Genomic DNA, 24194 nt, shown 5'->3' on the forward strand with positions numbered 1-24194 from the left:
AGTCACTGAACTGCCTCCTGTGAAGGGTGGTGTGGTCGTTTGATGATGGGCAGCCGACGTGCCCAAAGCTTGATTCCCTGCCAGCGGATCTGCGCCGAGACGCGCAGGGGTGCCAGCGGAACCGCGAGCGCCGTGGCGAGGATGTTCCGCACGGTGGCGTCGCGCCGTTCGCCGTCCACGCTGGCGACGAAGGGCTGCTGCCCCTCGCGCTCGAGGACGATCGAGACGGCCAGCCGTTCGCCGGGTTCCGGGAGTTTCATCCGGTACTGGCCTTCGACGTCGTTGAAGGGTGAGACGTAGAACGCCTTGGGGACGCTGGCCCGGCCGGCGTCGTCCGTTTCGAGGAGATAGCAGTGCCGTTCGCCGTAGGTGTTGTGGACCTCGGCGAGGACGCAGCGCAACTCCCCGGCGGCATCGTGGCACCAGAAGAGGCTCAGTGGATTGAACACGTGCCCGAACACGCGGGCGCTGGCGAGCATTGTGATCCGGCCGCCGTTGAGGTCAATCCCCCGGGTGGCCAGGAACGCCTCGACGTTGCCGCGGAGTGTGCCGTCCGGGTCGCCCAGGTGGTCCGCGACGCTGAAGCCGGCGAGCGGGCGGAGCATGCGGGGCAGCGCGGGCATCCGGTCGACGTCGACATACCAGCTGTAGCTGCGGTAGGTGAAGGCGTTCTTTAGCGGGGTGCGCCGCACATGCGCAATGGAGGTGCGGTAGATGGCAGCAGTGGCGCTCATGAGCCCTCCGCGGGAACGGTGTGCAGGTCCGGGTCTAGGGAGACAGTACCAAGCGCGACGCCGGCGTCGTCCCACTCGCGTCCGAGCCGCGCCGCGGCCCGGACCCCGGAGAGGGCGCCGTCCTCGTGGAAACCCCACCCGTGGTAGGCGCCGGCGAAGGCCAGCCGCCCGTCGCCGAGTGCCAGGATCCGCTGCTGCGCCTGGAGCGAATCGGGGGTGTACTGCGGGTGCTCGTAGACCATGCGCTCGATCACGGTGTTGTCCGCGATCAGCCCGGATTCGCCCAGGCTGACGATGTAGCGCCCGCCGTCCGCGGGTGCCAGCCGCTGCAGCCGGGTCATGTCGTAGCTGACCAGGACCTTGTCCGGCCGGGCGTCGCAGGAGGGCAGCCGGTAGTTCCAGGACGCCCTGGCGTTGTCGCTGGACGGCAGGACGGCCGCGTCGCGGTGGAAGACGGTGTGGTTGACCGAGTAGGGCATTCCGCCGAGCGCGTCCCGTTCGGCAGCCGAGGCGTCGGTGAGCATGCCCAGTGCCTGGGCCGGGTGGGTGGCGATCACGACGGCGTCGAAGGTCTCGGTGCTGACCGTGCCGTTGCCGCGCGTGACGGTCAGTTCCACGCCCTGACCGTGGCGGCGCACTCCGGTGACCGGGCTGGAGAGGCGGATGTCCGGCAGTGTCGCCGCGAGCTGGTCCACGTACGTGCGCGAGCCGCCGGTGACGGTACGCCACTGCGGTGAGCCCGAGACGCCGAGCAGGCCGTGGTGGCCCAGGAAGGTGAAGAGGTAGCGGGCCGGGTAGGCCAGCGCGGTGGTGGGGTCGCAGGACCAGACCGCGCTGACGATCGGGGTCATGAAGTGCGAGATGAAGTAGCTGCTGAACTTCTCCCGCGCCAGGAACTCACCCAGGGTCAGCTCCGGCCCGCCTGGACCATTCTCCTCGGCGAGCAGGGCGCGGGCCTTGCGGTAGAAGCGCATCACCTCGAGCAGCATCAGCAGGTAGCGTCCGCGCAGCAGGGTGGACGGGCGGGGAAGGATGCCGCGGCCCTTGGCCCGGGCGCCGGCGTATTCCAGGCCGCAGCCGTCGCAGCGGACGGACATGCTCATTTCCGAGTCCTGGGTCTCGATGCCCAGTTCCGCGAAGAGCCGCAGCAGCGTGGGGTAGGTGCGTTCGTTGTGGACGATGAAGCCGGTGTCGATCTCCAGCATGGGCCCGCCGGACTGCGGCACTTCGTGGGTGTGGGCGTGGCCGCCGAGCCTGGAGTCGGCTTCGAAGAGGGTCACAGTGTCCTGCCGGTTCAGGACGTACGCGGCGGTCAGTCCCGCCACACCGCTGCCAATCACGGCTACTCGCCGGCCCTCGGGAATCCCTGCTGCATCTGACACTGATCTGCTCCTGTTAGCTGGTACATCGATTGCTTGGATCGTCCGGGTGAATCGTCTTATGGGCAATTCGTCGCCGAAGGGCGGACGGATGAGTGCGACTTTCCAGCTTTTCGCTTCGAACCAATGTGCCAGAATGAAGCGGGATTGCGGTCCCGCCTCACCGGAAACTGCGAAGGGCAGCCCCTTGATTAACCCCGTCCATCTGCGGACCCTCGTCGAAGTGACCCGGCTGGGATCCTTCGCGGCGGCCGCCACCCGGCTGGGCTACACGGCGTCGGCCGTTTCCCAGCAGATGTCCGCGCTGGAACGTGACACCGGCGTCGAACTGTTCCAGCGCTCGGCCCGCAGCATCCAGCCCACCGAAGCGGCCCTGGTCATGACCCGGCACGCGGCCAAGGTCCTCACGGACATCGACGCGCTCATGGCGGCGGCCTCCCGCACCGGGGACACCACCCGGCAGGAGCTCCGGCTGGGCATCTTCCCCAGCCTGGCGACCTTTGTGCTGCCGCGGATCCTGGCGAACCCGGCCTGGAAGAAACTCGGCATCGACCTGCGGGTCTCCGTGGCCGAGCCCGCCCAGACCATCCAGGGCCTGCGCACCGGCGGTGAACTCGACGTCGCCCTGGTCTACCAGGTGGGGCAGTCAGGCCTCGCGTGGCCGCACACCGTGAACCGGCAGTGGATCGGCGACGACGACTTCCGGGTGGTGCTGCCGGCGGCCTGGGGCATCGGCACGGAGTCGAAGGTCGCGGCGGACCACCTCTCCGACATGCCGTGGATTGTGCACCACCCGGGCACGTCCGACGCCACGGTGATCGAGCGGCTCTTCGCCAGCTGCAACCTGCACCCCCGGGTGGTGGCGTACAGCGATGACTTCCATGCGAGCCTCGAGATGGCCGCGGCCGGGCTGGGCGCGGCGCTGGTTCCCGAGCTTGCCCTGCTGCACCGCCCGGCCGGGGTGGTGGTGCTGGACGTTCCCGAGATCCGGCTGGCCCGCAACGTCTTTGCCCTGCTGATCAATGAGAAGCAGACCGCCCAGGTCCAGCTCTTCGTCGAACTGCTGGCCGACACCTTCAACTCCCCGGCCCTGAAGCGGGCGGTCCCGCGCCAGGGCTGAGGCAGGGCTGAGGCAGGGCTGAGTCAGCGCTGGCGGAAACGCCTGCGGAGCCCGGTCCCCATGCCGGCGAGGGCGCTGATGATCCGGTGCTTGGTCTTTGTGTACGGCGGGTAGATCAGCTCCAGGGTGTCCGGCCGGAACGTTTTGGCCAGGGTGGACCGATCGTGCGAGAACGTCCGCAGCGAATGCTCCCCGTGGTAGGCGCCCATGCCGCTGCCGCCGACACCGCCGAAGGGCAGCCCCGGAACCATCAGGTGCGCCGCCGGGACATCGAAGCACAGCGCCCCCGAGGAGGTGCGTTCGGCGAACGCCCGGCGGGTGCCGGCGTCGTTGCTGAACACGTACAGCGCCAGTGGCTTGGCGCCGTCGTTGATCATCCGGATGGCCTCATCCCGCCCGGCGACCGGAACCAGCGGCAGCAGCGGGCCGAAGATCTCCTCCCCCATCACGGTGTCTCCGGGGGCGGGGCGCAGCAGGGTCGGGGCGAAGTGCCGGCTGGCGGCGTCCCGTTCGCCACCGTGCACGACCGTGCTGCCGTCGGCGAGCGCCGCGATCCGGGCGAAGTGCCGGTCGTTGACAATCCGGCCGTAAGACTCGCTGCGGGAGGAGTCCGTGCCGAAGAGCCCGCCGATGGCCGTGACCAGCTCGCGCTCCAGTGGAACCAGCACGTCCTCGGTCGCCAGAATGTAGTCCGGCGCCACGCAGGTCTGACCGGCGTTCATGAACCGGCCCCACGCGAGCCGCTTGGCCGCCTTCGCCAGGTCGGTGGTGGAGTCGACGTAGGCCGGGGACTTGCCGCCCAGTTCCAGGGTCACCGGCGTCAGGTGCTCCGCCGCGGCGCGCAGCACCACCTTGGCGGCCGCTTCCCCTCCGGTGAAGAAGATGTGGTCGAAGCGCATTGCCAGCAGGGCCGTGGTTTCCGGGATGCCGCCTTCGACCACCTCCGCCGCGCCGGCCAGGTATTCCGGGATCCAGCGGGCCAGCGCCGCCGAGGTGGCGGGGGCGTGTTCGCTCGGTTTGAGCACCACGGTGTTGCCGGCGGCGAGGGCGCCGGCCAGCGGGGCGAGCAACAGCTGCAGCGGATAGTTCCACGGGCCGATGACCAGCACCACCCCGAGCGGTGTGAGTTCGGTCCAGGCTTTGGCGGGCTGGACGGCGAGCGGCACGGCGACGGGGCGCGGCCGCAGCCACGCCTCGAGGTTCTTCTCCAGGTGCGCGGCTTCGGCGGTGACAAAGCCGATTTCTGTCAGCAGGGATTCCGTGGCGTGCTTGCCCAGGTCGCTGGCCAGCGCTTCGGCGAATTCCGTCCGGCGCTCGGCCAGCATCCGGCGCAGGCTGCCGAGGCGCTCCAGCCGCCAGGCCAGCGGGCGGGTGGCGCCGCTGTCGAAAAATGCTCGGGCGCGGGCGACGGCGGGGGCAACAGTTTGCATCCGCTTAATGTACCGGCACCGGGCCCGATATCCGACAGTCTGAAAAAGACTGTCCGCTGCCCCTTCGCTTCGGCGCGTAGCCTTGAGGAATGGCTGACCACACAAAGACACGCATAGTCCAAGCCTGGGTCTTTTGGCCGGCAGCCGTGACTGTGACGCTCTTTGCGGCGTTTGCCCTTGTGGCTCCCGCAACCGCCGAAGCGATGTTTGGTGCCATCCAGGCCAACATCGTCAATTCCTTCAACTGGTATTACGTCCTCATCACCACCTTTTTCGTGGCCTTCAGTCTGTTTCTGGGATTCAGCCGTTTCGGAGACATCAAACTGGGCCATGACGACGACAGGCCCGAGTTCTCGCTGATGGCCTGGTTCGCGCTGCTGTTTGCCGCCGGCATGGGAATCGGCCTCGTCTTCTATGGCGTCGGCGAGCCGCTCAGCCACTTCGCCTCTCCGCGCCCGGGGGTCTCCGGGACTCCCGCGCAGCTCGCGCAGCAGGCGCTGAGCCAGACCTACCTGCACTGGGGCGTGCATGCGTGGTCGATTTACGTGGTGATCGGACTCGCCCTCGCCTACGCCATCCACCGGCGCAAGCGCCCGGTGTCCATCCGCTGGGCCCTGGAACCGCTCCTGGGCAAACGCGTACAGGGCGCGTGGGGCAACGTGATCGATGTTATCGCCCTCGTCGGCACCCTTTTTGGCGTGGCAACATCCCTGGGCCTGGGCGTCCTGCAAATCAGCGCCGGGCTGGAGAGCATCAACCTGCTGCAGCCCAGCCAGGGGTCCGAAATCATCATCATCATCGTGATTTCCTTCTTCGTGCTGCTCTCTGTGCTCTCGGGAGTGACCAAAGGCATGAAATGGCTTTCCAGCATCAACTTGGTGCTCGCCGGAATGCTGGTGATGTACCTGCTGGTCTTCGGACCGTCCACGTTCCTGCTCCGCGAATTCGTGCAGTCCATGGGCGCGTACATCCAGAACTTCGTCAGTCTTTCCTTCAATGTCAATGCGTTCAGCGGAGAAGCCGGGGAGGCCTGGCAGGCCTCCTGGACGTCCTTCTATTGGGGTTGGTGGATCTCATGGGCCCCGTTTGTGGGCATCTTCATCGCGCGGATTTCCCGCGGCCGGACGGTGCGCCAGTTCGTCGCAGGAGTCATCCTGGTGCCCACCCTGATCGGCGTTCTCTGGTTCAGCGTGCTCGGCGGAACGGCCCTGGCCGTGCAGCTCAGCGGGAGCGGCAACCTCCTGGAACCCGACGGCAGCGTCAACGTGTCCAGCGCATTGTTCAGCATGCTCTCCTATGTGCCGGGCACCCCGGTCCTGACCGTCGGCGTGATCCTGCTGATTGCCGTCTTCTTCATCACTTCCTCGGATTCCGGCGCCCTGGTGATGGGCATGATCGCCACCGGCGGGCAGGTCAACCCGAAGAAGCGGGTACGTACGTTCTTTGTCCTCATCACCGCCATACTGGCCATTTCGCTGCTGATATCCGGTGGGCTGGTGGCGCTCCAGACGGCGGCGATCATCATCGCCCTGCCGTTCAGCGTCATCATGCTGCTGATTTGCTGGGCCACCATCATCGCCTTCAGCAGGGAGCGCCGGGCCTACGAACGGGCCCGACGCGCCCAGTTGGTCGATCACATCGGCGACTTCTACAACCTGGAGGTTGAGGAGCTCGCCGACCACGGCATCCTTGGCAGCAGTCCCCGCTGGATGCAGATGCTCCGCCGCCGGGGCGCCCCGACCGGTACCGCCGTACCCGAGGAGTTCATGCCAAGCCCCGAGCCGTCCACCGCCGCGGTGGACACCGTCATGGCCTCCGCGCACAGGCCCAGGCACGCCTCCGAGCGGGCGCTGCAGGTTGAGAACGCTGAAGCGGACGGCGTCTTGATCGCCGACGTTGACAACGTTGTGGACCATGATCCCCGGGCGTCCCAGGACGTCCAGGACGTCCCGGATCGCGGCGACACAACGCCGAGCCGGTGGTAAGCCAGCCAGACAAAGACCGCCGGAATGCTGGAATGGGCCGGTTTTGAGGACTATGTTGAAGGTATGAACAAGGTAGCGAGCAAGCACTTCGGAGAGGTTGAACTCAACCACGGAAGGGACCACAGTTTCACCGCCAAGCATGAACTGGCGGGCCAGACCGTGGAGCTTGACCTGAATGTCAACGCGCATGACCACTTCGACGAAGCGGCTATGCACAAAGTTGACTACCGGCTGCGCTTCCTGCCCGAACTCGTGGACCAGGTCAGGGAAATGATCGCCGAGGAACTGGAGCAGGACGGCACCAGCCCGCAGGAGTACCGGCACTTCCACTGCAACGCGATCAAGGACGAACACCTGAAGAAAGTCTTCGGCGTCGAGGACAAGAGCCAGCTCACCGACGCGGTCTTCCTCAAGGCGCTGAAGCTGGGCCACGTGGGCATCTTCCCCGGCCAGCCGGAGCGCTACTTCGTCCTGGACTTCACGCTCGGCCAGCATTTCTCCGACGAGGTCCTGGTGGCGTCCGCGGACGAGGACGGCGTCGTGGACGACGAGATTCTCTGGGAATCCTGAATCGACTGCTCCGCAACGGCCCTTCTGAGCGTTCAAAAGGGCCGCTGCTCAGCAATCGGTGAGTAGAACGCACGACGGCGGCCGGTCACCCTTGAGGGGGGCCGGCCGCCGTCGTTGGTGCAGCTCGTTGGCTGAGCTGATCCTCAGGTCAGCTGTGGGCTACTTGGCCGCTTCCAGCAGTTCGGCGCGGACCGTCTTCGTGGCGTGGACCAGGTTGCGCAGGGACTCTTCGGTCTCGGCGTAGCCGCGGGTCTTCAGTCCGCAGTCCGGGTTGACCCAGAGCTGGCGGGACGGGACGTGCTTGACGGCGGTGCTGAGCAGTTCGGTGACTTCCTGCTCCCCCGGGACGCGCGGGGAGTGGATGTCGTAGACGCCCGGGCCCACGCCGCGGCCGAAGCCGTGGGATTCCAGGTCGTGGACGACCTCCATGCGGGAGCGGGCGGCCTCGATCGAGGTGACGTCTGCGTCGAGGCCGTCGATCGCATCGATGATGGCGCCGAACTCGGAGTAGCACAGGTGCGTGTGGACCTGCGTGGCGTCCCCGGCGCCGGCGGTGGCAAGGCGGAAGGACTTCACGGACCAGTCCAGGTACGCGGCCTGGTCGGCTTTGCGCAGCGGAAGGAGCTCGCGCAGGGCAGGCTCGTCCACCTGGATGACCTTGATGCCGGCAGCTTCGAGGTCGGCGATTTCGTCGCGGAGGGCCAGGGCCACCTGGTTGGCGGTCTCGCCGAGCGGCTGGTCATCGCGGACGAAGGACCAGGCGAGGATCGTGACCGGGCCGGTGAGCATGCCCTTCATCGGCTTGTTGGTCAGGGACTGCGCGTACCTGGCCCATTCCACCGTGATGGGGGCGCTGCGGGTGACGTCGCCCCAGAGGATCGAGGGGCGGGTGCAGCGGGAGCCGTAGGACTGGACCCAGCCGTGCACCGTGACGTCGAAGCCTTCGAGGTTCTCGGCGAAGTACTGGACCATGTCGTTGCGCTCGGGCTCGCCGTGGACGAGGACGTCGAAGCCGAGCTCTTCCTGCAGCTCCACAACGCGCTTGATCTCATCCTTCATGAGCTGTCCGTACTGTTCGGTGCTGAGCTCGCCCTTGTTGGCGCGGGCCCGGGCGGTGCGGATTTCGCCGGTCTGCGGGAAGGAGCCGATGGTGGTGGTGGGCAGCGGCGGCAGGTGCAGGGCCTCGGTCTGCGCGGCTTCGCGGACTCCGTAGTCGGAGCGGCTGAAGTCGGCGGCGGTGAGGGCGGCGGTGCGGTTCCGGACCTCGGCGCGGCGGACGCCGTCGGCTGCGGCGCGGTCGGCGATGATGCGCGTGGCCTCATCGATGGCCGGCTGGACGGCCGCCCGGTCCGTCAGGAGGCCGGCGAGGGTAACGACCTCGGTGGCCTTCTGGTCGGCGAAGGCCAGCCAGCTGCGCAGCTGCGCGGAGAGCTGGGTCTCCTCATCGACGTCGTGCGGGACGTGCGCGGTGGTGGTGGAGGTGCTGACCGCCAGCTTGGCAACCGACTTCTGCAGCTCGGCGATCTTCTCCGCGGAGGCGGCGAGATCGTTGCGCCAGATGTTGTGGCCGTCCACGACGCCGGCAACCAGGGTCTTGTTGCCCAGGGCGGCCAGCGCCGGTGCGGACGGAACCGCGCCCTTGAAGACGTCCAGGTGCAGCGCGTCGATGTCCGTCGCGGCGAGCGTGCCGAGCTGGCCGTTGAGCGCACCGTAGGGGGTGGAGACGAACAGTTGCGGGCGGTTGGCGGCGGCGGAGAGCACCTCGTAGGAGCGGGCGACGGCGGCCTGGATCTGGGCGGCGGGGGTGTCCTGGTCCACCACGAGGGCGGGCTCGTCGAGCTGGACCCAGCCGGCGCCGGCGGCGGCCAGTTTCTCCAGCAGTGCGGTGTAGACCGGCAGCACGTCCTCGAGGCGGGACAGCGGGCTGAACCCGGCCGGGGCGTCGTCGGAGGCCTTGCTCAGCAGCAGGAAAGTGACGGGGCCGACGATGTACGGGCGGGTCTGGACCCCGTTGGCGAGGGCGTAGTCGAACTCCTCGACGATGCGGTTGGAGGTCAGCGAGAAGCTGGTCTCCGGGCCGATTTCGGGGACGAGGTAGTGGTAGTTGGTGTCGAACCACTTGGTCATTTCCAGCGGTTGCTGGTCCTTGGTGCCGCGGGCCAGGGTGAAGTAGCCGTCGATGTCGAGCTGGCCCTCAGCGTTCAGGAGGTTGCCGAAGCGGGCGGGCACGGCGCCGAGGTGGGCGGCGGCGTCGAGCACCTGGTCGTAGAAGGAGAACGTGCCGGGAACGGCGGCGGCTTCGGTCAGGCCCAGGCCCTGGAGGCGGCGGGCGGTGCCGAGCTGGATCTCCTTGGCGGCGGCGTCGAGGGCGGCGGCGTCGATCTTGCCGGCCCAGTAGGCCTCCACGGCCTTCTTGAGTTCGCGGCGGCGGCCGATGCGCGGGTAGCCGAGGATCGAGGCAGCCGGGAAGGGGGTGTTCTTTACAGTCATGGGAAAGTCCTAAGCGTTTCGTGGGTGGTTAGCTGGCGAGCTGGCGGCGGCCGGCCGAGCGCTGATGGCTGCGGCGCGGTCGGGGCAGGGCGAGCTTGTCCAGTACGTCGAGGGCGGCGCTGTGTTCGTTGAAGGTGTAGAGGTGCAGTCCCGGGGCGCCGGCGTCCAGGGCCGCGTTGGCCAGGTCCACGGTGGCGCTGATCCCGATCCGGGTGCGGTCGGCGTCGGTCTCCGCGGCGGCGAGCCGTTCGATCAGGACCGGGTCCGGTTCGACGCCGGTCAGCTCGCTGAGCCGGGCGAGCCGGCGGAGGCTGGTGAGCGGCATAACGCCCGGGATGATCGGGATGGTGACCCCGGCCCGGCGTGCCCGGGTCAGCAGGTCCGCGTACTGCTCGGTGTGGAAGAAGACCTGGGTGATGGCGAAGTCGGCGCCGGAGCGCTGCTTGGCCAGCAGCACCTCGACGTCGTGCGCCTCACTCGGGGATTCCGGGTGCCGGGTGGGGTAGGCGGCGACGCCGACCGCGACCTTGCCGGCGCAGAGCAGCGCCGAGCGGCGCTGTTCGACGCGGCGGATGAGCTCGATCAGATCCTGGGCGTAGCGCAGCGAACCCTCGGGAGGGGCCACACCGTCCTTGGGCTGGTCGCCGCGCAGGGCCAGGATGCCGCGCACGCCGACGTCGAGCAGCTCGCCGATGATCTCGGCGAGTTCCTCCGGGGAGTTCCCCACGCAGGTCAGGTGCGCCAGCGGCCGCAGGGTGGTTTCCTGGACGAGGCGGTTGATGAGCTCGACGGCGGTGTTCCGGTTGGAGCCGCTGGCGCCGTAGGTCACGGACACGTAGTCCGGGTCTGTGGCTTCCAGTTCGCCGATGGTGGTCCACAGCGATTCGGCGGCAGCGGGCGACCGCGGCGGGAACAGTTCATAGGACAGCGCGACAGGGGCCGTGCCGGCAAGATTTGGATGGGTGTCAATAAGGCTTGGTGGAGACATTTGCGTCCTTGGCTGTGAACACTGACAGCTGTGCCCGAAAACGGAGGCCGTCGGTGAATTGAGTTTGGGGAACACGGAGGAAACTCCAGCAGGACGCAGCCGCGACTGTTACGCCTGATACGAAGTTGTCCGTGAGCAAATGTCAGGCCCACATGGGGGCACCCACACCCTCCTGGGCCGCCGTGGGGCTGGCCGTGAACGGAGGATCGCTGACACGTTACTGAGGTAACTTGGATAGAACTCTACGGTCCACCCGGGAGGCGGTTCAAGTTGTCCCCCGAATTAAGACGCAGCTTTACGGCATATTTCATTCCGGCACAGAATATTCTTCGCCCGGCTGGTCACCAGGGCCTGTCCGTGAGCGGTCCGGAGCTGGTGCCGTTGAGATACTCCTCCCGTTGCAGGCCGCGGTTGCGCTCCCGCTGGGCGGACAGTGCGGCCTCGCGGAGTTGCTCCAGCTTCGGGTCGAGAGCGTTCCCCGACTCGTCGCCGCCCTCTTCTTCGGGTCCGGCTTCCGGTCCGGGTTCGGCGGCGTCGCCCGGTTCAGCCTCGCCGCGCAACCGCTCGATTTTTTCCTCCAGCCGCTGCCCGGCCTGCTGCAGCCTCTCCCCCGCTTCGCTGTCGGCGCTGTCGGCGCCGAAGCAGCCGGCGGGCGCGGCCCTGACCACGGCCAGGGCTTCCTCCAGCAGGCGGACGCCCTCGCCCGCGCCGTCACCGCCGCTGCCGTCGCCGTCGCCGTCGGTGCCAGCTGTGACTCCGCCGCTGCCGGTGTCGCCCAGCCGTTCGATGCTGAGCGCCAGGTTGGCCCGCACCCGGCATTCGTCGGCCGGCGGGGCCACATCGAGGGCCGCCTCGAATGCGGTGCGCGCGGCGGTGTAGTCGCCGCGGAGCGCCAGGGCGTCCCCGGCCGCGAACGGTGCCTTGTGCGGCTCGAGGAAGTTCGCGATGCCCAGGACCGCGGCGGCCGACTCCACTGCCGGGGCGTCACCCCGGGCAAAGGCGCCGCCCGCCTGACCGGAAAACCAGGCGGCGCTGAGCAGTTTCGCGGCGAGCAACAGTGCCAGCAGCACGGGAAGCGCGGACCACAGCAGCAGCCGGCTCCGGCGTCGGACGCTCATGTGCCTTGCCCCCGGCGGGCGGCCGGCAGCGCCTCCGGTAGTGCCTCCGGTGGCGCCTTGGGGGATGCCCGGCGGACGGGGCGAAGGACGGGCCGGCTGGCGGGCCGGAGCTCCCTGAGCTGGCCGGACACCAGCAGGGTTTCGCGCAGCGCCAGCAGGAACGCGGCGAAGGCCGGCAGCCAGTAGAGTTCGGTCCTGCCGTCCAGTGCAACACCTGTGCGCACCAGGGTGCCGGGCGTGGCCTGCTGGAGCATCGGGGCCGCCGCATCCCCGGCCGCGCGGTGCAGATAGGGCACCGCGAGCTGGCGTGCCAGGTCCCGCAGGCGGTCCTCGTCCAGGCGGGAGACGGCATCGGCGCCGGTGGTCGGGTCCCGGATGTACGTCCCGGCAGGCCGGCTGGGGTCTCCGCTGTTTTCCTTCATCCGGCCGCCGTCCGGCGTGCCGTAGCCGAGGACGGCGCCGCCGCTCACGAGGGCGCCGTCAATCCCCAGGGCCTGGGGTGGGGCGGCGCTGGTCTGTTCGCCGTCGCCGAAGTAGAACACCAGCCGGGGGCGTTCCGGGTGGCGGTCCCGGGCGGTCGCGAGCCGTTCGGCGAGGACCAGCCGGGCCGCAGTGACGCTGCTGCCCTGCGAGTAGTCGGTGACCTCGGGACCCAGCACGGCAACCGCGGTCTCCAGCGCGGACGTGTCGGCGGTCAGGGGCATCCGCACTGTGGCGCCGGAATCGAAACTGATGAGCGAATAGCGGGCACCGCCGAGTTCCCGGGCGATGGCCCGGACGTCCTCCCGGACGCCGTCGAGCCGTGGCACGCCGGCTGCCTGGCCCGCTCCTGTCTGGCCCCCGGCGGACGTGTGGTCCTCGGCGGCGATGCTGCTGCTCGTGTCCACCACAAAAAACACGTTCAGGTCCGTGGCAGCGGCCTGCACGGTGCCGCCGGGAATGCCGGGCCGGCAGGCGGCGAGGAGCAGTAGCAGCACGAGGCCGCCGCGGAAGAGCCAGCCGCGGATCCCTGCGTCCCCGGAAGGCGCGTGCTGCTGCCGGGCGCGGAACAGGACCCAGCCGAGGCCCAGGACGATGGCGGCGGCCAGCGGGCCCATGACCCACCAGGACAGTATGGGGTTGAACGTCATCGCCGGGGCCTCCACGATGCTCCGGCGAGGACCAGTCCCGCCAGCAGGGCCACGGCGAGCGGAACCTCGGCGCGGTCGGACACCACGGCCCGGGGTGCGCCCCGGAACGCCGCGGCCTGGGTGGCCTCGATCCCGGTGACAATGCCGGGAACCGCGTCCGGGCTGTCGAGGGCGTAGTACGCGCCGCCGCTGCCCTCCGCCAGGCTGCGCAGCCGGGCGCCGGGTTGTTCCGCGCCGGCGTCCGGGCCGAAGTCGTAGTCCCCCGGGTTCAAGGCGAAGACCCGCACGTCCCGGTCCTTAGCCAGGGCCCCGGCTTCTGGGAGGGTGACGAGCGGGGTGCCGGACAGGAAGTTGTCCGTGGCCAGGATGACCGAACGGGCGCGGTGCCCGGCTTCCTCCCCTTCGCGCGCCGCCGGGAAGCCCTGGAGGCAGGATGTCAGGCCGTCGCCGATCAGCGAGGAGCCCTCGCCGTTCCACGTCCCGTCGAGGAAGCTGCCGCTGCCGGCTCCGTCGAAGGCGCTCTTGGCCTGCTGCAGCTGGTCCTGGACATAGGCGTAGTCGTCGGTCAGCGGGAACACCTGGACGGCACTGCTGTCGAAGACCGTGAGGCCGATCCGCTCGCCGTCGAACTCCTGGGCGAGCCGGCCGAAGACGTCCACCACGGCGGCATCGGCGCTGTTCATGGAGCCGGAGGCGTCCAGGCACAAGATGATGTCCCGTTTGTGTTGTTCGGGCCGGACGGTGCTGCGTTCTGCCGGGCGGGCGGCGGCGACGACCGCGGCCACCATCAGCACGGTGCCGGCGGCAGCGAGCAGCCGCAGCCGGTTCCGGTGATTCCGCAGCGCCGCCTGGTACTCCGGCAGCGCCGTAAGGCGGTCGCTGTGGGCGACCGGACGGCGCCGGGCAGCGCGGGCCAGGTGGCGCCGCCGCCCGAGGAACCAGACCGCGGGGACCGCCACGGCGGCGGCCGGCAGGATCCACCAGAAGATCAGTTCCATGAACGGACCACTTCCCGCGCGGTCCGCGCTGCATCTGTAGCGCCCGACGCCGGTCCGGCGGCGAACGCCGCCGGGTACAGGGCCGCGATGGCGTCGGCCGCGGCCGGGACGCCGTGCGCCGCCGTGCCTGCCGCGCCTACCGGGACCATCGCGCCCGCCGCCCGGAGCTCGGCCAGGGTCATCCGCGTCGCGTCCATCCCGGAGGCGTCGCGGACGAAGCTGCGGATCAGCAAACTGAGTTCCTGGTGCGCGGAACGGCTGGAACGGGCGCCGGCCGCGGCCTCACGGTCGACGGCGTCGATGCGCTCCAGGTACTCCCGCCGGAGCCGGGCCAGATCCGGCGCGGCAACGGCGGCGGGAGGCGCCGGGGCTTCCACGGCCTGCCGTCCGGCGGGCCGGCGCCGGGTGCTGCGGAAGACGTAGCCGTACCAGGCCGCGACGAGGACCAGCAGTCCCAGGGCCGCCCACGGGAACCAGACGCTGTACTCCAGCGGCCCGAAGAAGTCACCGTCCATCCCAGTCACCGGCCCCGCCGGTGCCGTGCCAGGAGGGCGAAGACGGCGGGGATCACGTCGCGGGTGCTGCCGGCGTCGGCTTCGGCAATCCCCAACCGGCGCAGCATCGATTGCCGCGCCGCGTCGCGTTCGTCCCGGGCCCGCGCGTACGCCCCGGCGATGGCCGCGGACTCCGCCAGCCCGCCCGGCAGCAGCCCGGACCGCGCTCCCGCGGGATTCCCCGCGCGCGGTTCCGCAGGGGTGCCGGCGACGTCGTAGGAGTCGGCGCGGGCGGTGGCGCCGAGCAGTTCGGCGTCACGGACCGTCAGCCACAGGATCTCGTGCTGGGCACGCAGCCGGCGGAGCAGCCGGTCCGTCTCCGCATCCGGCAGGAGTTCATCGGCCACCACCAGGAGCAGCATCCGCCGGGAGAAGTTCCGGGCCACGTAGTCCAGCTGGGTTTCGAGCCGGCTCGGCGCTGCGTCCAGGGAGGTGGTGTCATGGACTTCGCTGAGCAGCCGTTCCAGGTGCGCTTCGCCGGCCTTGCCCGGCAGCGCACGGGATCCGCCGGAGTCGCCGCAGACCAGCCCGACGGCGTCGCCATGGCGGTGCGCGAGATAACCAACGACGCCCAGGGCGAGCACTGCGATGTCCTTTTTCGGCTCGCCGTCCCGGGACTCGGCGGCCATGTTGCGGCCGGTGTCGGTGACCAGCAGCAGGGTCTGCCGGCGGACCGCGAGGTAGCGCCGGACCAAGGGCGAACCATGCCGGGCGGTTGCCTTCCAGTCGATGTCGCGGACCTCGTCGCCGGGCACATAGGCGCGGAGGTCCTCGAAGTCCAGGCTGCGGCCGTGGGAGACGGAGCCGTACTGGCCCTCGAGCAGGCCGCGGGCCTTGCGGTGGGCGAAGATCGACAGCTTGGACTTTACGCGCTGGAGGTGGCTCGCCATTCTCAGGGAGTCTGGACGGCGCCGACGATGGCGTCAATCACGGTCTCCACCGGAACCTGCTCGGCGACGGCCTCGAAGCCGAGGATGAGCCGGTGGCGCAGGACGCGGTGGGCCAGCGATTTCACGTCCTCGGGGATCACGTGGTCCCGTCCTTGCAGCAGTGCCACCGCGCGGGCCGCCTGGCTGAAGGCGATGCTGGCGCGGGGGCTGGCGCCGAACTCGATGAAGCCGGCCAGCCGCGCGTCGATGTACTCGGCGGCGTTGCGGGTGGCGAGGGCCAGGCCCACGATGTAGCGGACGATCGCCGGGTCGAGGTAGACCCGCCGGACGGCGCCCTGAAGTTCACTGACGTCGTGGAGCGAGGCAGCCGCGGCGGGTTTTTGCTCCGGAGTGAACACGCCGGCGTCGATCCGGCGGATGATCTCCGCTTCTTCGTCCGGGGTGGGGTAATCCAGCACGTCCTTGAGCATAAAGCGGTCCATCTGGGCCTCGGGCAGCAGATAGGTCCCTTCCTGCTCGATCGGGTTCTGCGTGGCCAGCACCAGGAATGGGGCGGGCAGCGGGTGCACCACTCCCCCGATGGAAGTCTGGCGTTCCTGCATGGCCTCGAGCATGGCGCTCTGGGTCTTCGCGCTGGAGCGGTTGATCTCGTCCAGGAGGACGATGTTGGCGTGGACCGGGCCAAGCTGGGTTACGAAGATACCCTTCGCGGCGTCGTAGAGCTGGGTCCCGACGATGTCGCTCGGGAGCAGGTCCGGGGTGCACTGGATCCGGCGGAAGTCCGCGCTGATGGCCTCGGCCACGGTCTGTGCGGCGGTGGTTTTCGCCAGCCCGGGGACGCTTTCCAGCAGGATGTGCCCGCCGGTCATGAGTCCGATCAGGAGGGATTCGCGGAGCCTGGCCTGGCCCACCACCTTGGCGTCGAAGCTGCGGGAGATGGCCGCCAGGGTCTGCTGCGCCCGCGCCAGTTCCGCCGGTTCAAGCCGTGCGGCGGCCATAGTCTGAAGCACTCAAAATCCCCCTATAGCTGGTCTGCGGCGGCGGCCTGCCTCAGCGGCAGCCAACGGCCATCCTATCCAAGCCCGCGCCGGGAAACCCGGCAACGGCGAGCACTCCCCATTGTTCCCGCGCAGGACTATCCTTTTGCCATGATCCAGCTTCCAGCCAGCTACCAGGAGTATCTCGCCGGCAAAAGCGAGAGTTTCATCAACACCGTCCGGCCCATACTGATGCAGTCCGCAGCAGACAAGTCGCACGGTGTCCGGGTGGTGGTGCACCCTCATGACCACCAGGCGCACCTGGACGAGTCGATCCCGTTCGGCACAGTCATCGAGGACATCGACTGACGCCTTGGCCCCGGGACCGGCCCGCCGGCCGGCTCTAGCCCTCCAGCAGGAGGCGCTGTGAGCGGGGTGCCAGCGTGTGTTCCAGCACGAGGCAGGCGGCCCCGATCGCGCCGACATCCTCGCCGACACCGGTGCCGACCACCTCGATTTCATGGATCTTCCGGGTGGCGCTGCCTTCCCGCACCAGCTCCGGGATCCGTTCGAGATACCGCTGCGAGAGGCAGGTCCAGAACGGTCCGCCGAACACCACACGGTCCACGTCCAGGGCATTGGTGACGGTCGAGACGGCGCGGGCAACGAGAACGGCGGAGTGGTCGATGATCTCCTCCGCCCTCGCGTCGCCGGCGGAGGCGGCGGCACACAGTGCGGCGAAGCTCTCCTGGATGGCGGGCCCCGTCGCTGCTTCGACGGGGCCGTCCAGGACCCCGGCTTCGACGGCCCGGGCCACCAGCACCTGGGGAATGCAGGTGGATTTGACGCAGCCGCGCAGCCCGCAGTCGCAGGGTGCGCCGTCCGGATCAACGATAATATGCCCGATCTCCCCGGCGTTGCCCGAGGTGCCGCGCACCACCTCGTCGTTGAGCACGATCCCGCAGCCGATTCCGGTGCCCATGTACATAAAAACGAAACTGCCGGCGCCGCTCGGACCGCCCGCCCAGGTCTCCGCCACGGCGGCACTCGTCACGTCCTTGTCCACGATGGTGGACAGCCCGGTGGCCGCGGCCAGGGCGTCGCGGAGCGGCACGCGGTCCCAGCCGAGCAGCAGCGGAGGGTCGACGACGGTGCCCTCCTCGAGGTCGATCGGTCCGGGCGAGGCGATCCCCAGGCCGGCGATCCGGGCCGGGTCCACGCCGGACTCCGAAACGAGTTGCTTGATTTCGGCGGCGATGGTGTCGATGACGGCCCCTGGATCGCTGCCTCCCGGGGTCTTGATCCGGGTATGCCTCACCACGGCTCCAACCAGGTCCAGCACCACGAACGTTGTCACGGCCGGATCCAGGTGGACGCCCACGGCGTACATTCCGGAGGACTTGAGCCTGAGCATGGTCCGCGGCTTGCCCGGTCCGGTGCCTTCCTTGCCGGCCTCATAGATCAGGTCCTGGTCCAGAAGCCGGCGGGAGATATTGGAGATCGTCTGCGGGGACAGCCCGACGATCTGGGCCAGCTCCACCCGGCTGAGGCCGGCCGGGGAACGCCGGATGGCATCGAGGATTACCGTGAGGTTGAAGTCCCCCATACGGGGCAAATTGGTTCCGCGCCTCGGCGATGGCTGGCGGATCTCAGTCACTGATACCCCTAAACGTCTTTGGCTGCACTGCTTATCTCAGAATCGTACGTTACGCTCCTGTGACCGCCCACACGCCCCGCTTCACACTTCGTGGGTTTTTCGGATGCTGGCGGTCACCGTGAATTTCGGGTTTCGGCCGACCTCGCGGGTCGGGCCGATCAACCGCTGCAGCGCGGGCTGGTAGTGCAGGTGGCTGTTGAACACCGTCCAGAGTTCCCCGCCCGGCGCGAGGACCCGCCCCGCCGCCTCGATCAGTTTCAGGCCGGCCCCGGCGTGCACCGCGGCTCCGACGTGGAAGGGCGGGTTGAGCAGGATCAGATCGGCACTGGCATCCGGCAGCGCGGCCATGGCATCGTCCTGGAGGACGCTGACCTGGCCCGCGAGGCCGTTGGCTTCCGCTGTCGCCCTGGCGGAGTCGACGGCGGCCGCTGACTGGTCGGTGGCCGTGACCCGGGACCCGGGGTTGCCGCGGGCGTACATGGCGGCGAGGATCCCGGTGCCGCAGCCGAGGTCGATCGCGTGCCGCGCCGAAGGCATCCGGGGCAGGAACTCCAGCAGGAACCGGGTGCCGATGTCCAGCCCGGTGCCGGCAAACACGGCGCCGCGGGCGCACACGGTCAAGCCCAGCTCGGCGTTGACCCCGGTGACCGGGAACGGCGGGGCGCCGGTGGCGGGCCTGGGTCCACGGACCAGCAGGATCCGGGACTTTTGCCGGGCCCGCTGGGGCTGGACCTCGCTGAAGTGGCGCTCCAGCACGGTGTTCATGCCCAGGCTCATGTGCTTGACCCGGCCACCGGCCAGCAGCACAACGTCGGGTGCGGCGTGGCGGGCGATGGCGTCGGCAATCTCCTCCAGCTCCGCCAGCGACTTGGGCAGCTGAAGGAGCACCACACCGGCCCCGGACAGGAGCCCGGCTCCCAGGGGGAGCTGTTCGAAGCCGCCGGCGACGCCGATCATCCCGGCGTTGCGGCGGAGGGCGTGCTCACCGGTGATGAGGTCCTGGTGCACCCGGACCGGAGCGGCCCAGCTGACGGAGCCGCCAGCGACGGAGCCGTCAGAGGCGGCGTCGCCGAGTGACGGCGCCCCGGGGCTGGCGTCGCCGAGTGCGAGGGCGCCAAGGGTCAGCGCACCGTAACGGTCCCCCACAACGGCCAGGCGGCTTCCGGGATGCAGGACACCGGCAGCCAGCAGGTCGGCGGCGGTGTCCAGGAGGAGCCTGTCCGTGGCGTCCCAGGCCTGCAGGTTGGCCGCCTCCACGTCCGGGTACCTGCCCAGCCGGGAGAAGAGGGAATCAAGATTGGTGTCCGCCACGCGCGAGCTGCCGCCTTTTGTGAGTCAGGTTGTTCGGACCTCGGAAATGAAGACCCCTGCAAACTTATCCTGATCCGCACTGAATCCCGGTGCCGCTGCGGGGCCGGAAAGGAGGATCGGTGCAGCGGCCGAGTCTATTCAGCGTTCTGGGATTCCTTGAGCCTCGCTGCTCTTGCCTCCAGCTAGCCATCTTCCTCTATAGCGCGGCCGGGGGCTGCTACCATCCATCCGGTAATGCCGCCGAGCGCTCCCCACAGCCGCCGCCGGTGTCCCCGCCTGCCCGGTCCTGGGGACGGTGACTTATTCATGGCCCTCCTGAGGTCAAAAACGGGTAGCCGGAACCATCGCGCGGGCGGCGGCCGCTGAGGAACCAGTGAGCACCCGCGCCCATCAGCGCGAAGCCGACAACGCCTATGATCGTGAACTGCGTGATGATCCCCGCGATGATCAGCGCGAAACCGGCCAACGCGGCCAAAATACCGAACACCGCGCGCGCATCCATACCGCGGGGGTGTCCGGACTGCAGTTCGAGGTTCAGGTCCGGATCGCTGGCGGCCAGGTCCTGTTCGAGCATTTCAAGGCGTCTGCGCTCTTCGTCGGACAGTGGCACAGGACCTTTTCCTCCCCCGGAAGTGCGGCAGGGAACCCCGAACCGGTAAGGGCGCCGATTCCCCGGCCATGGGCACCGGCCGGGTACGGCACGGTGCTTGCCTTTATTATCTGCCTGTTCCCGGACACTATCCATAGGCCCGTCTTGCGGCTGTGCAGGGGCCAGGGGGCGTCCCGGTTGCGAGAAGAACAAGGAGCCCCGCATCCCCGGGGTCGCTTGCCGGATTGCCTGGGCACGGGAACACTGAGGCTATGACACCCCTGGTACGAATGGGAGGTGCTCGTGGTGGACCAGGCGGAGGGGCCGCGCCCGCAGGGATTCATGATCGATTTCTTCGGCCCCGGGTGGCAGGCAGCGGTCAGCCTGGGCATCATCCCCCGGCTCCGTGAACTTGGCTACCAGATCCAGAGGCTGGACTACGTTGGCCGGAATGGTGAGGCTCGGGCGAGCCTGCCGTTCTCCCGGTTCGCCGAGGTTGTCAGGGGCGAGCTGACCAGCATCCTCCGCCCGGACCTGGAACTGGCCATCCGCGAAAAACTGCCCGCCGCCGTCGATCTTCACTACGGCCGTACCGTTGCCGCCGTCCGGCAGAGCCGTGACGCGGTGACAGTAGCCTTCGATGACGGACAGGTCCAGGACGTGGATCTGCTCATCGGCGCGGACGGTATCCACTCCGCAGTCCGGGCGATCGTTTTCGGCCCGGAGGAAGAGTTCTTCCACTACCTTGGCTTCCAGGTTGGCGCCTACTCCTTCAGCGACCCGGAACTCGCCGAGCGCATCGGAGCACGGTTCGCCGTCACCGACACCCGCAATGAGGCCATGTTCTTCTACCGGCTGCGTGACGGCAGAATCACCGTGATGGCCGTGCACCGCACAGACGACCCCGCCCTCCCGGATGACCCTCGGGCCCTGCTGAGATCCAGATACCGCGACCTCGGCTGGATCTGTCCCGCTGCACTTGACCGCTGCCCCGACGATGTCTACTACGACCAGGTCGCCCAGATCAGGATGCCCCGCTGGCACACGGGCCGGGTGGTCCTGCTCGGCGATGCCGCCGCAGCGGTGTCCCTCCTGGCGGGCCAGGGCGCTTCCCTGGGGATGGCCGCTGGCTATCTCCTTGCTGAGGAACTGAAACAACACTCCGGGATCAGCAGCGCCCTCACGTCCTTCGAAACACGGCTGCGCCCCATCGTGGCGGAACGCCAGAAAGCCGGCGTATCGGCCGCCCAATGGTTCGTGCCGGCGAGAGACACGCCGAGGAAACTCAGCCGGAGGGCCGGGTGGAGCCCACTGCAGATGCCAGGTCCAGCAGATGCTGCCGTTCGGCTGGTGAATATTTTCCAGCGTATATGGCCGCGCGCATCCGTCCCCGGTGCTCCAGGATTTCCGTCCGGTACCGGCCGTTCCGGTCGCACCAGGAAAGCTCCTGAAGAAGACCCAGGAGACGCGCGGCGACGTCGGGGTCCGCTGCACCGTAGAGCCGGGGCTGGTTCATGGCCATATCCAGGAGGTCCTCGAACCTGGGCAGTGCGAGGACCACCCTTACCCGCCCCTCGTCGTCGGCAAGGTGCTCGGGGCCGGGGTTTCTCTCCGCCAGCCGGCAGAGCAGCGCGGAGAGGTGCCCGATGATGTGCACTGCCGTGGTGGGGTCGTTGATGCCCGGGGAAAGTGCCCGCGCGGCGACGTCGACCAGTTGGCGGAAACCGAATCCGACATCCTGGACGTTGGTGCGTTCAAACCCGGTGGCGACGGCGGCGTTGACGCTGGTGCCCAGATCGTCCCGGATGGCAGGTGTGAAGGTTGCCCCGGCCGTGTCCGGCCATGCGGTCGCGAAGGGTACGCCTTTGACCAGGGAGCTTCCCGGTTCACGGTCCAGCCGAATGACTGCCCCCGCGTCGGCTGCCGCCTTCACGAGCGATGCTTTGTCCACTGACGTCAGGAATCCGGAGTGGGCGGACTCGATAAGGATCGCCGCTGGAACAGGTTCCGGTTCTGCCCCCGGGCCCGGGCGGTCCTGGGGAAAGACGCGGTCCATGGTGTCCTGCGTTTCGACGTTGACCCGACGCATCATGGTCTCCACACGGATTTCCCGGGTGAGGTGTGCCAGGAAGAGCACCAGGCCGATAACGCTGGCAATGGCCAGCACGAATGCTATGGTGACGGAGATTTCAGGGACAAATGCCTCGTCCCCGGTGCCCTCATCCCGGACGCTTCGAAGGACGGTCAGGGAGAACGAGAACGCAGCCAAAAACAGGGCCAGCGTAACGTGGACGAACCGGTCCGAGGTGAAGGTCCGCAGCAACCGTGGCGAGAACTGGCTGCTGGCCAGCTGCAGCGTGACCACTGTCAGGGAGAACGTCAGGGACGTAACGGTGATGAGCGAGCCGGCGATGGCCTGCAGGACCGCCCTGGCCGCCTCGGGTCCACCGCTGAAGAGGAGTACGGCGATACCCTCAGGCAACTGGCCGTCAACAGCCGCATCCAACGCGGGCACCATCGTTCCCAGGGCAACGGCCAGGGCGACTGCTGCCGCCGGGAGGGGCCATAGCTGGGTGCGCAGCGCATCTTTCCATCGTGCGGCACGCCCGTTCATCGGCTGCAGCCGGGGGGCATCCAAGGCGTTTCAGCCATAAGTTCCTACTCGCGTGGGAGGACTGGGTCTGAGCCATGTCTAACACGCTCCGCACCCGAGGCCAAACGACCGCCCGTGGCACATGAGACCCGGCCATGCCAGCGGACGTGCCGGCCAGGACCCGGTCAGATCTTCTTGACCACGCTGGATTTGAGCTGCATGGGACCAACGCCGTCCACCTTGCAGTCGATGTCGTGGTCGCCCACGCCGTTCACAAGCCGGATTCCGCGGACCTTGGTGCCGACCTTGATCACGGTGGAACTGCCCTTGATTTTGAGGTCCTTGATGACCGTGACGGTGTCCCCGTCGGCGAGGATGTTGCCGACGGCGTCCTTGATCGGCTGGGGTTCCTGGTCTTCCGGCTCCGGCTCCGCCGCCGGGGACCACTCATGCGCGCACTCCGGGCAGACCAGGAGCGCCCCCATCTCATACGTGTATTCGCTGGAGCACTCAGGGCAGGGAGGCAGGGTCTCATTCACGTGCGCAACTTTAGTCGAGCAGGCGGAACGAAGGCCGCCCAGGCCGGATTGCTAAGCTAATTCTCCCAGAGTGAAGGTGGCGCCGCATGGCCAACAATCCAGTTCAGTCCCCCGGTCCGGTTCCACCGCACCATCCGGTGCCGCCCCGGGCCGCGGATTCCCGGCTGCACTCGGGGCTGCGGAGCGCCGGCAGGCTGCTGCTGGGCGGGTTCCTGGTCCTGGCCGGTGTCAGCCATCTGGGTTGGAGCCGTGAGTCGTTCTACGCCCAGGTGCCCCCCTGGCTGCCGCTGGACGTGGACTTCGTCGTGGTCGCTTCCGGCCTGCTGGAGATCGGTCTGGGGCTGGGCCTGCTGCTGCTCAGTCGTTGGCGGCTGGCTCTCGGCTGGATAGTCGCAGCCTTCTTCGTCGCGGTCTTCCCGGGCAACATCTCCCAGTTCGCCACGGGCACCGATTCGTTCGGACTCAATTCGGACCTGAGCCGGGGAATCCGCCTGCTGTTCCAGCCTCTTCTGGTGCTGTGGGCCCTGTGGTCCACGGGCGCCTGGCGGGCCTGGCGGGAGAGCCGGAACTCCGGCAAGCACAACGGCTGAGCACGCGGACGGTTCCCGCCATCCACGCAATCCACTTGTCGGCATTCCGCAAAACAAAGGAGGCCCTGCTCAATGAGCAGGACCACTTCGGTGGAGCTGAGGGGACTCGAACCCCTGACCCCCTGCATGCCATGCAGGTGCGCTACCAGCTGCGCCACAGCCCCGAAATTGCCTGGAAAACCGTTCCCGCGAAGGACCATCTTCCCTGAAGCAACCTGATTATCTTAAACCACATTTCCGGTTCACGCGAATCGACACGCCGCCGGTGCCTGCTCCCGGAAACTTCCGATGGCCTGCCGTGCCGCAGGCCCGGCCACCAGATCAGCGGATAAAAAAATCCGCCGGGATCTGGCGATCCCGGCGGATTATCCGGTGGAGCTGAGGGGACTCGAACCCCTGACCCCCTGCATGCCATGCAGGTGCGCTACCAGCTGCGCCACAGCCCCGAATTTTCGTTGCCCCGGACCCGTCAGCAAGACTTTGGGTTCCGGATGTTTGGTCCGGATCTCTCCGAAGCAACTCAAATATCTTAGAACAGCCTTTCGGAAAATT

21 protein-coding genes, 2 tRNA genes and 1 pseudogene are annotated in these 24194 nt (G+C 68.4%); 6 read left to right on the plus strand and 18 right to left on the minus strand.

Annotated features, from left to right (window positions below):
• Positions 1-2: 2 nt before the first annotated feature.
• Both AC50YC_RS15635 and AC50YC_RS15640 read right to left on the minus strand, forming a co-directional pair.
• Positions 3-734, minus strand: a complete 732-nt coding sequence (locus AC50YC_RS15635) for a DUF1365 domain-containing protein (protein WP_494954225.1) — start codon at positions 732-734, stop codon at positions 3-5.
• The gene (locus tag AC50YC_RS15640) at positions 731-2116 is read right to left on the minus strand and encodes an NAD(P)/FAD-dependent oxidoreductase (RefSeq protein WP_494954226.1); all 1386 of its coding nucleotides are present in this window, start codon (positions 2114-2116) and stop codon (positions 731-733) included. Before AC50YC_RS15640 ends, AC50YC_RS15635 begins: the two co-directional genes overlap by 4 nt.
• 184 nt (positions 2117-2300) lie before the next feature.
• Between AC50YC_RS15640 and AC50YC_RS15645 the strand changes: the two genes are divergently transcribed.
• Positions 2301-3233 carry a LysR family transcriptional regulator gene (locus tag AC50YC_RS15645; protein WP_494954227.1) on the plus strand — a complete coding sequence of 311 codons (933 nt, stop codon included), beginning with the start codon at positions 2301-2303 and terminating at the stop codon, positions 3231-3233.
• Positions 3234-3256: 23 nt separating this feature from the next.
• Here AC50YC_RS15645 and AC50YC_RS15650 read toward each other — a convergent pair whose 3' ends face one another.
• Complete coding sequence (locus AC50YC_RS15650; protein WP_494954228.1) at positions 3257-4663, minus strand: aldehyde dehydrogenase family protein; 1407 nt, start codon at positions 4661-4663, stop codon at positions 3257-3259.
• 89 nt (positions 4664-4752) lie between these two features.
• Between AC50YC_RS15650 and AC50YC_RS15655 the strand changes: the two genes are divergently transcribed.
• On the plus strand, positions 4753-6648 hold the full coding sequence (locus AC50YC_RS15655) for a BCCT family transporter (protein WP_494954229.1): 1896 nt from the start codon (positions 4753-4755) through the stop codon (positions 6646-6648).
• A gap of 63 nt (positions 6649-6711) precedes the next feature.
• Complete coding sequence (locus tag AC50YC_RS15660; RefSeq protein ID WP_494954230.1) at positions 6712-7218, plus strand: DUF2004 domain-containing protein; 507 nt, start codon at positions 6712-6714, stop codon at positions 7216-7218.
• 159 nt (positions 7219-7377) lie between these two features.
• Here the strand turns inward: AC50YC_RS15660 and metE are convergent, their stop codons facing one another.
• From metE to AC50YC_RS15700, 8 genes are all read right to left on the minus strand, one after another.
• Positions 7378-9708, minus strand: a complete 2331-nt coding sequence (gene metE / locus AC50YC_RS15665; protein WP_494954231.1) for a 5-methyltetrahydropteroyltriglutamate--homocysteine S-methyltransferase — start codon at positions 9706-9708, stop codon at positions 7378-7380.
• Positions 9709-9736: 28 nt separating this feature from the next.
• Entirely contained in the window at positions 9737-10696 is a 960-nt protein-coding gene (locus tag AC50YC_RS15670) for a methylenetetrahydrofolate reductase (protein ID WP_494954232.1), read from the minus strand.
• A 341-nt stretch (positions 10697-11037) separates the two neighbouring features.
• Positions 11038-11814, minus strand: coding sequence for a hypothetical protein (locus tag AC50YC_RS15675; RefSeq protein ID WP_494954233.1), 777 nt, complete (start codon positions 11812-11814; stop codon positions 11038-11040).
• The gene (locus tag AC50YC_RS15680) at positions 11811-12944 is read right to left on the minus strand and encodes a vWA domain-containing protein (protein WP_494954234.1); all 1134 of its coding nucleotides are present in this window, start codon (positions 12942-12944) and stop codon (positions 11811-11813) included. Before AC50YC_RS15680 ends, AC50YC_RS15675 begins: the two co-directional genes overlap by 4 nt.
• Positions 12941-13942, minus strand: a complete 1002-nt coding sequence (locus tag AC50YC_RS15685) for a vWA domain-containing protein (protein WP_494954235.1) — start codon at positions 13940-13942, stop codon at positions 12941-12943. Before AC50YC_RS15685 ends, AC50YC_RS15680 begins: the two co-directional genes overlap by 4 nt.
• Positions 13933-14457: a hypothetical protein gene (locus AC50YC_RS15690; protein ID WP_494954316.1), complete on the minus strand. Its 525-nt coding sequence runs from the start codon at positions 14455-14457 to the stop codon at positions 13933-13935. The genes AC50YC_RS15685 and AC50YC_RS15690 overlap by 10 nt, the downstream gene beginning before the upstream one ends.
• 5 nt (positions 14458-14462) lie before the next feature.
• On the minus strand, positions 14463-15386 hold the full coding sequence (locus AC50YC_RS15695) for a DUF58 domain-containing protein (protein ID WP_494954236.1): 924 nt from the start codon (positions 15384-15386) through the stop codon (positions 14463-14465).
• Between the two features lie 2 nt (positions 15387-15388).
• Positions 15389-16384, minus strand: coding sequence for an AAA family ATPase (locus AC50YC_RS15700; protein ID WP_494954317.1), 996 nt, complete (start codon positions 16382-16384; stop codon positions 15389-15391).
• Positions 16385-16534: 150 nt separating this feature from the next.
• Between AC50YC_RS15700 and AC50YC_RS15705 the strand changes: the two genes are divergently transcribed.
• On the plus strand, positions 16535-16732 hold the full coding sequence (locus AC50YC_RS15705) for a hypothetical protein (RefSeq protein WP_494954237.1): 198 nt from the start codon (positions 16535-16537) through the stop codon (positions 16730-16732).
• 34 nt (positions 16733-16766) lie between these two features.
• Here the strand turns inward: AC50YC_RS15705 and AC50YC_RS15710 are convergent, their stop codons facing one another.
• From AC50YC_RS15710 to AC50YC_RS15720, 3 genes are all read right to left on the minus strand, one after another.
• The gene (locus tag AC50YC_RS15710; protein WP_494954238.1) at positions 16767-17969 is read right to left on the minus strand and encodes an ROK family transcriptional regulator; all 1203 of its coding nucleotides are present in this window, start codon (positions 17967-17969) and stop codon (positions 16767-16769) included.
• Between the two features lie 132 nt (positions 17970-18101).
• Positions 18102-19331, minus strand: coding sequence for a class I SAM-dependent methyltransferase (locus tag AC50YC_RS15715; RefSeq protein WP_494954239.1), 1230 nt, complete (start codon positions 19329-19331; stop codon positions 18102-18104).
• 304 nt (positions 19332-19635) lie between these two features.
• Positions 19636-19941, minus strand: coding sequence for a DUF3040 domain-containing protein (locus AC50YC_RS15720; RefSeq protein ID WP_494954240.1), 306 nt, complete (start codon positions 19939-19941; stop codon positions 19636-19638).
• A gap of 321 nt (positions 19942-20262) precedes the next feature.
• Here AC50YC_RS15720 and AC50YC_RS15725 point away from each other — a divergent pair.
• Positions 20263-21021: pseudogene (locus AC50YC_RS15725) on the plus strand (FAD-dependent monooxygenase); the annotation flags it as partial.
• 184 nt (positions 21022-21205) lie between these two features.
• Here the strand turns inward: AC50YC_RS15725 and AC50YC_RS15730 are convergent.
• Together AC50YC_RS15730 and AC50YC_RS15735 are read right to left on the minus strand one after the other, a co-directional pair.
• Positions 21206-22534, minus strand: coding sequence for a DUF2254 domain-containing protein (locus AC50YC_RS15730; RefSeq protein ID WP_494954318.1), 1329 nt, complete (start codon positions 22532-22534; stop codon positions 21206-21208).
• A 164-nt stretch (positions 22535-22698) separates the two neighbouring features.
• A complete protein-coding gene (locus tag AC50YC_RS15735) occupies positions 22699-23052 on the minus strand; it encodes a zinc ribbon domain-containing protein YjdM (protein WP_494954241.1) in 354 nt (117 codons plus the stop codon).
• 86 nt (positions 23053-23138) lie between these two features.
• Here AC50YC_RS15735 and AC50YC_RS15740 point away from each other — a divergent pair, with 86 nt between their 5' ends.
• Positions 23139-23642, plus strand: coding sequence for a DoxX family protein (locus AC50YC_RS15740; RefSeq protein WP_494954242.1), 504 nt, complete (start codon positions 23139-23141; stop codon positions 23640-23642).
• A gap of 91 nt (positions 23643-23733) precedes the next feature.
• On the opposite strand, the gene AC50YC_RS15745 is transcribed toward AC50YC_RS15740, so the two are convergent.
• Positions 23734-23806 (minus strand) — tRNA-Ala (locus tag AC50YC_RS15745).
• 209 nt (positions 23807-24015) lie between these two features.
• Positions 24016-24088: transfer RNA gene (locus tag AC50YC_RS15750), tRNA-Ala, on the minus strand.
• Positions 24089-24194: the final 106 nt, after the last annotated feature.

It is taken from the genome of Pseudarthrobacter sp. MDT1-56 (assembly GCF_059383555.1).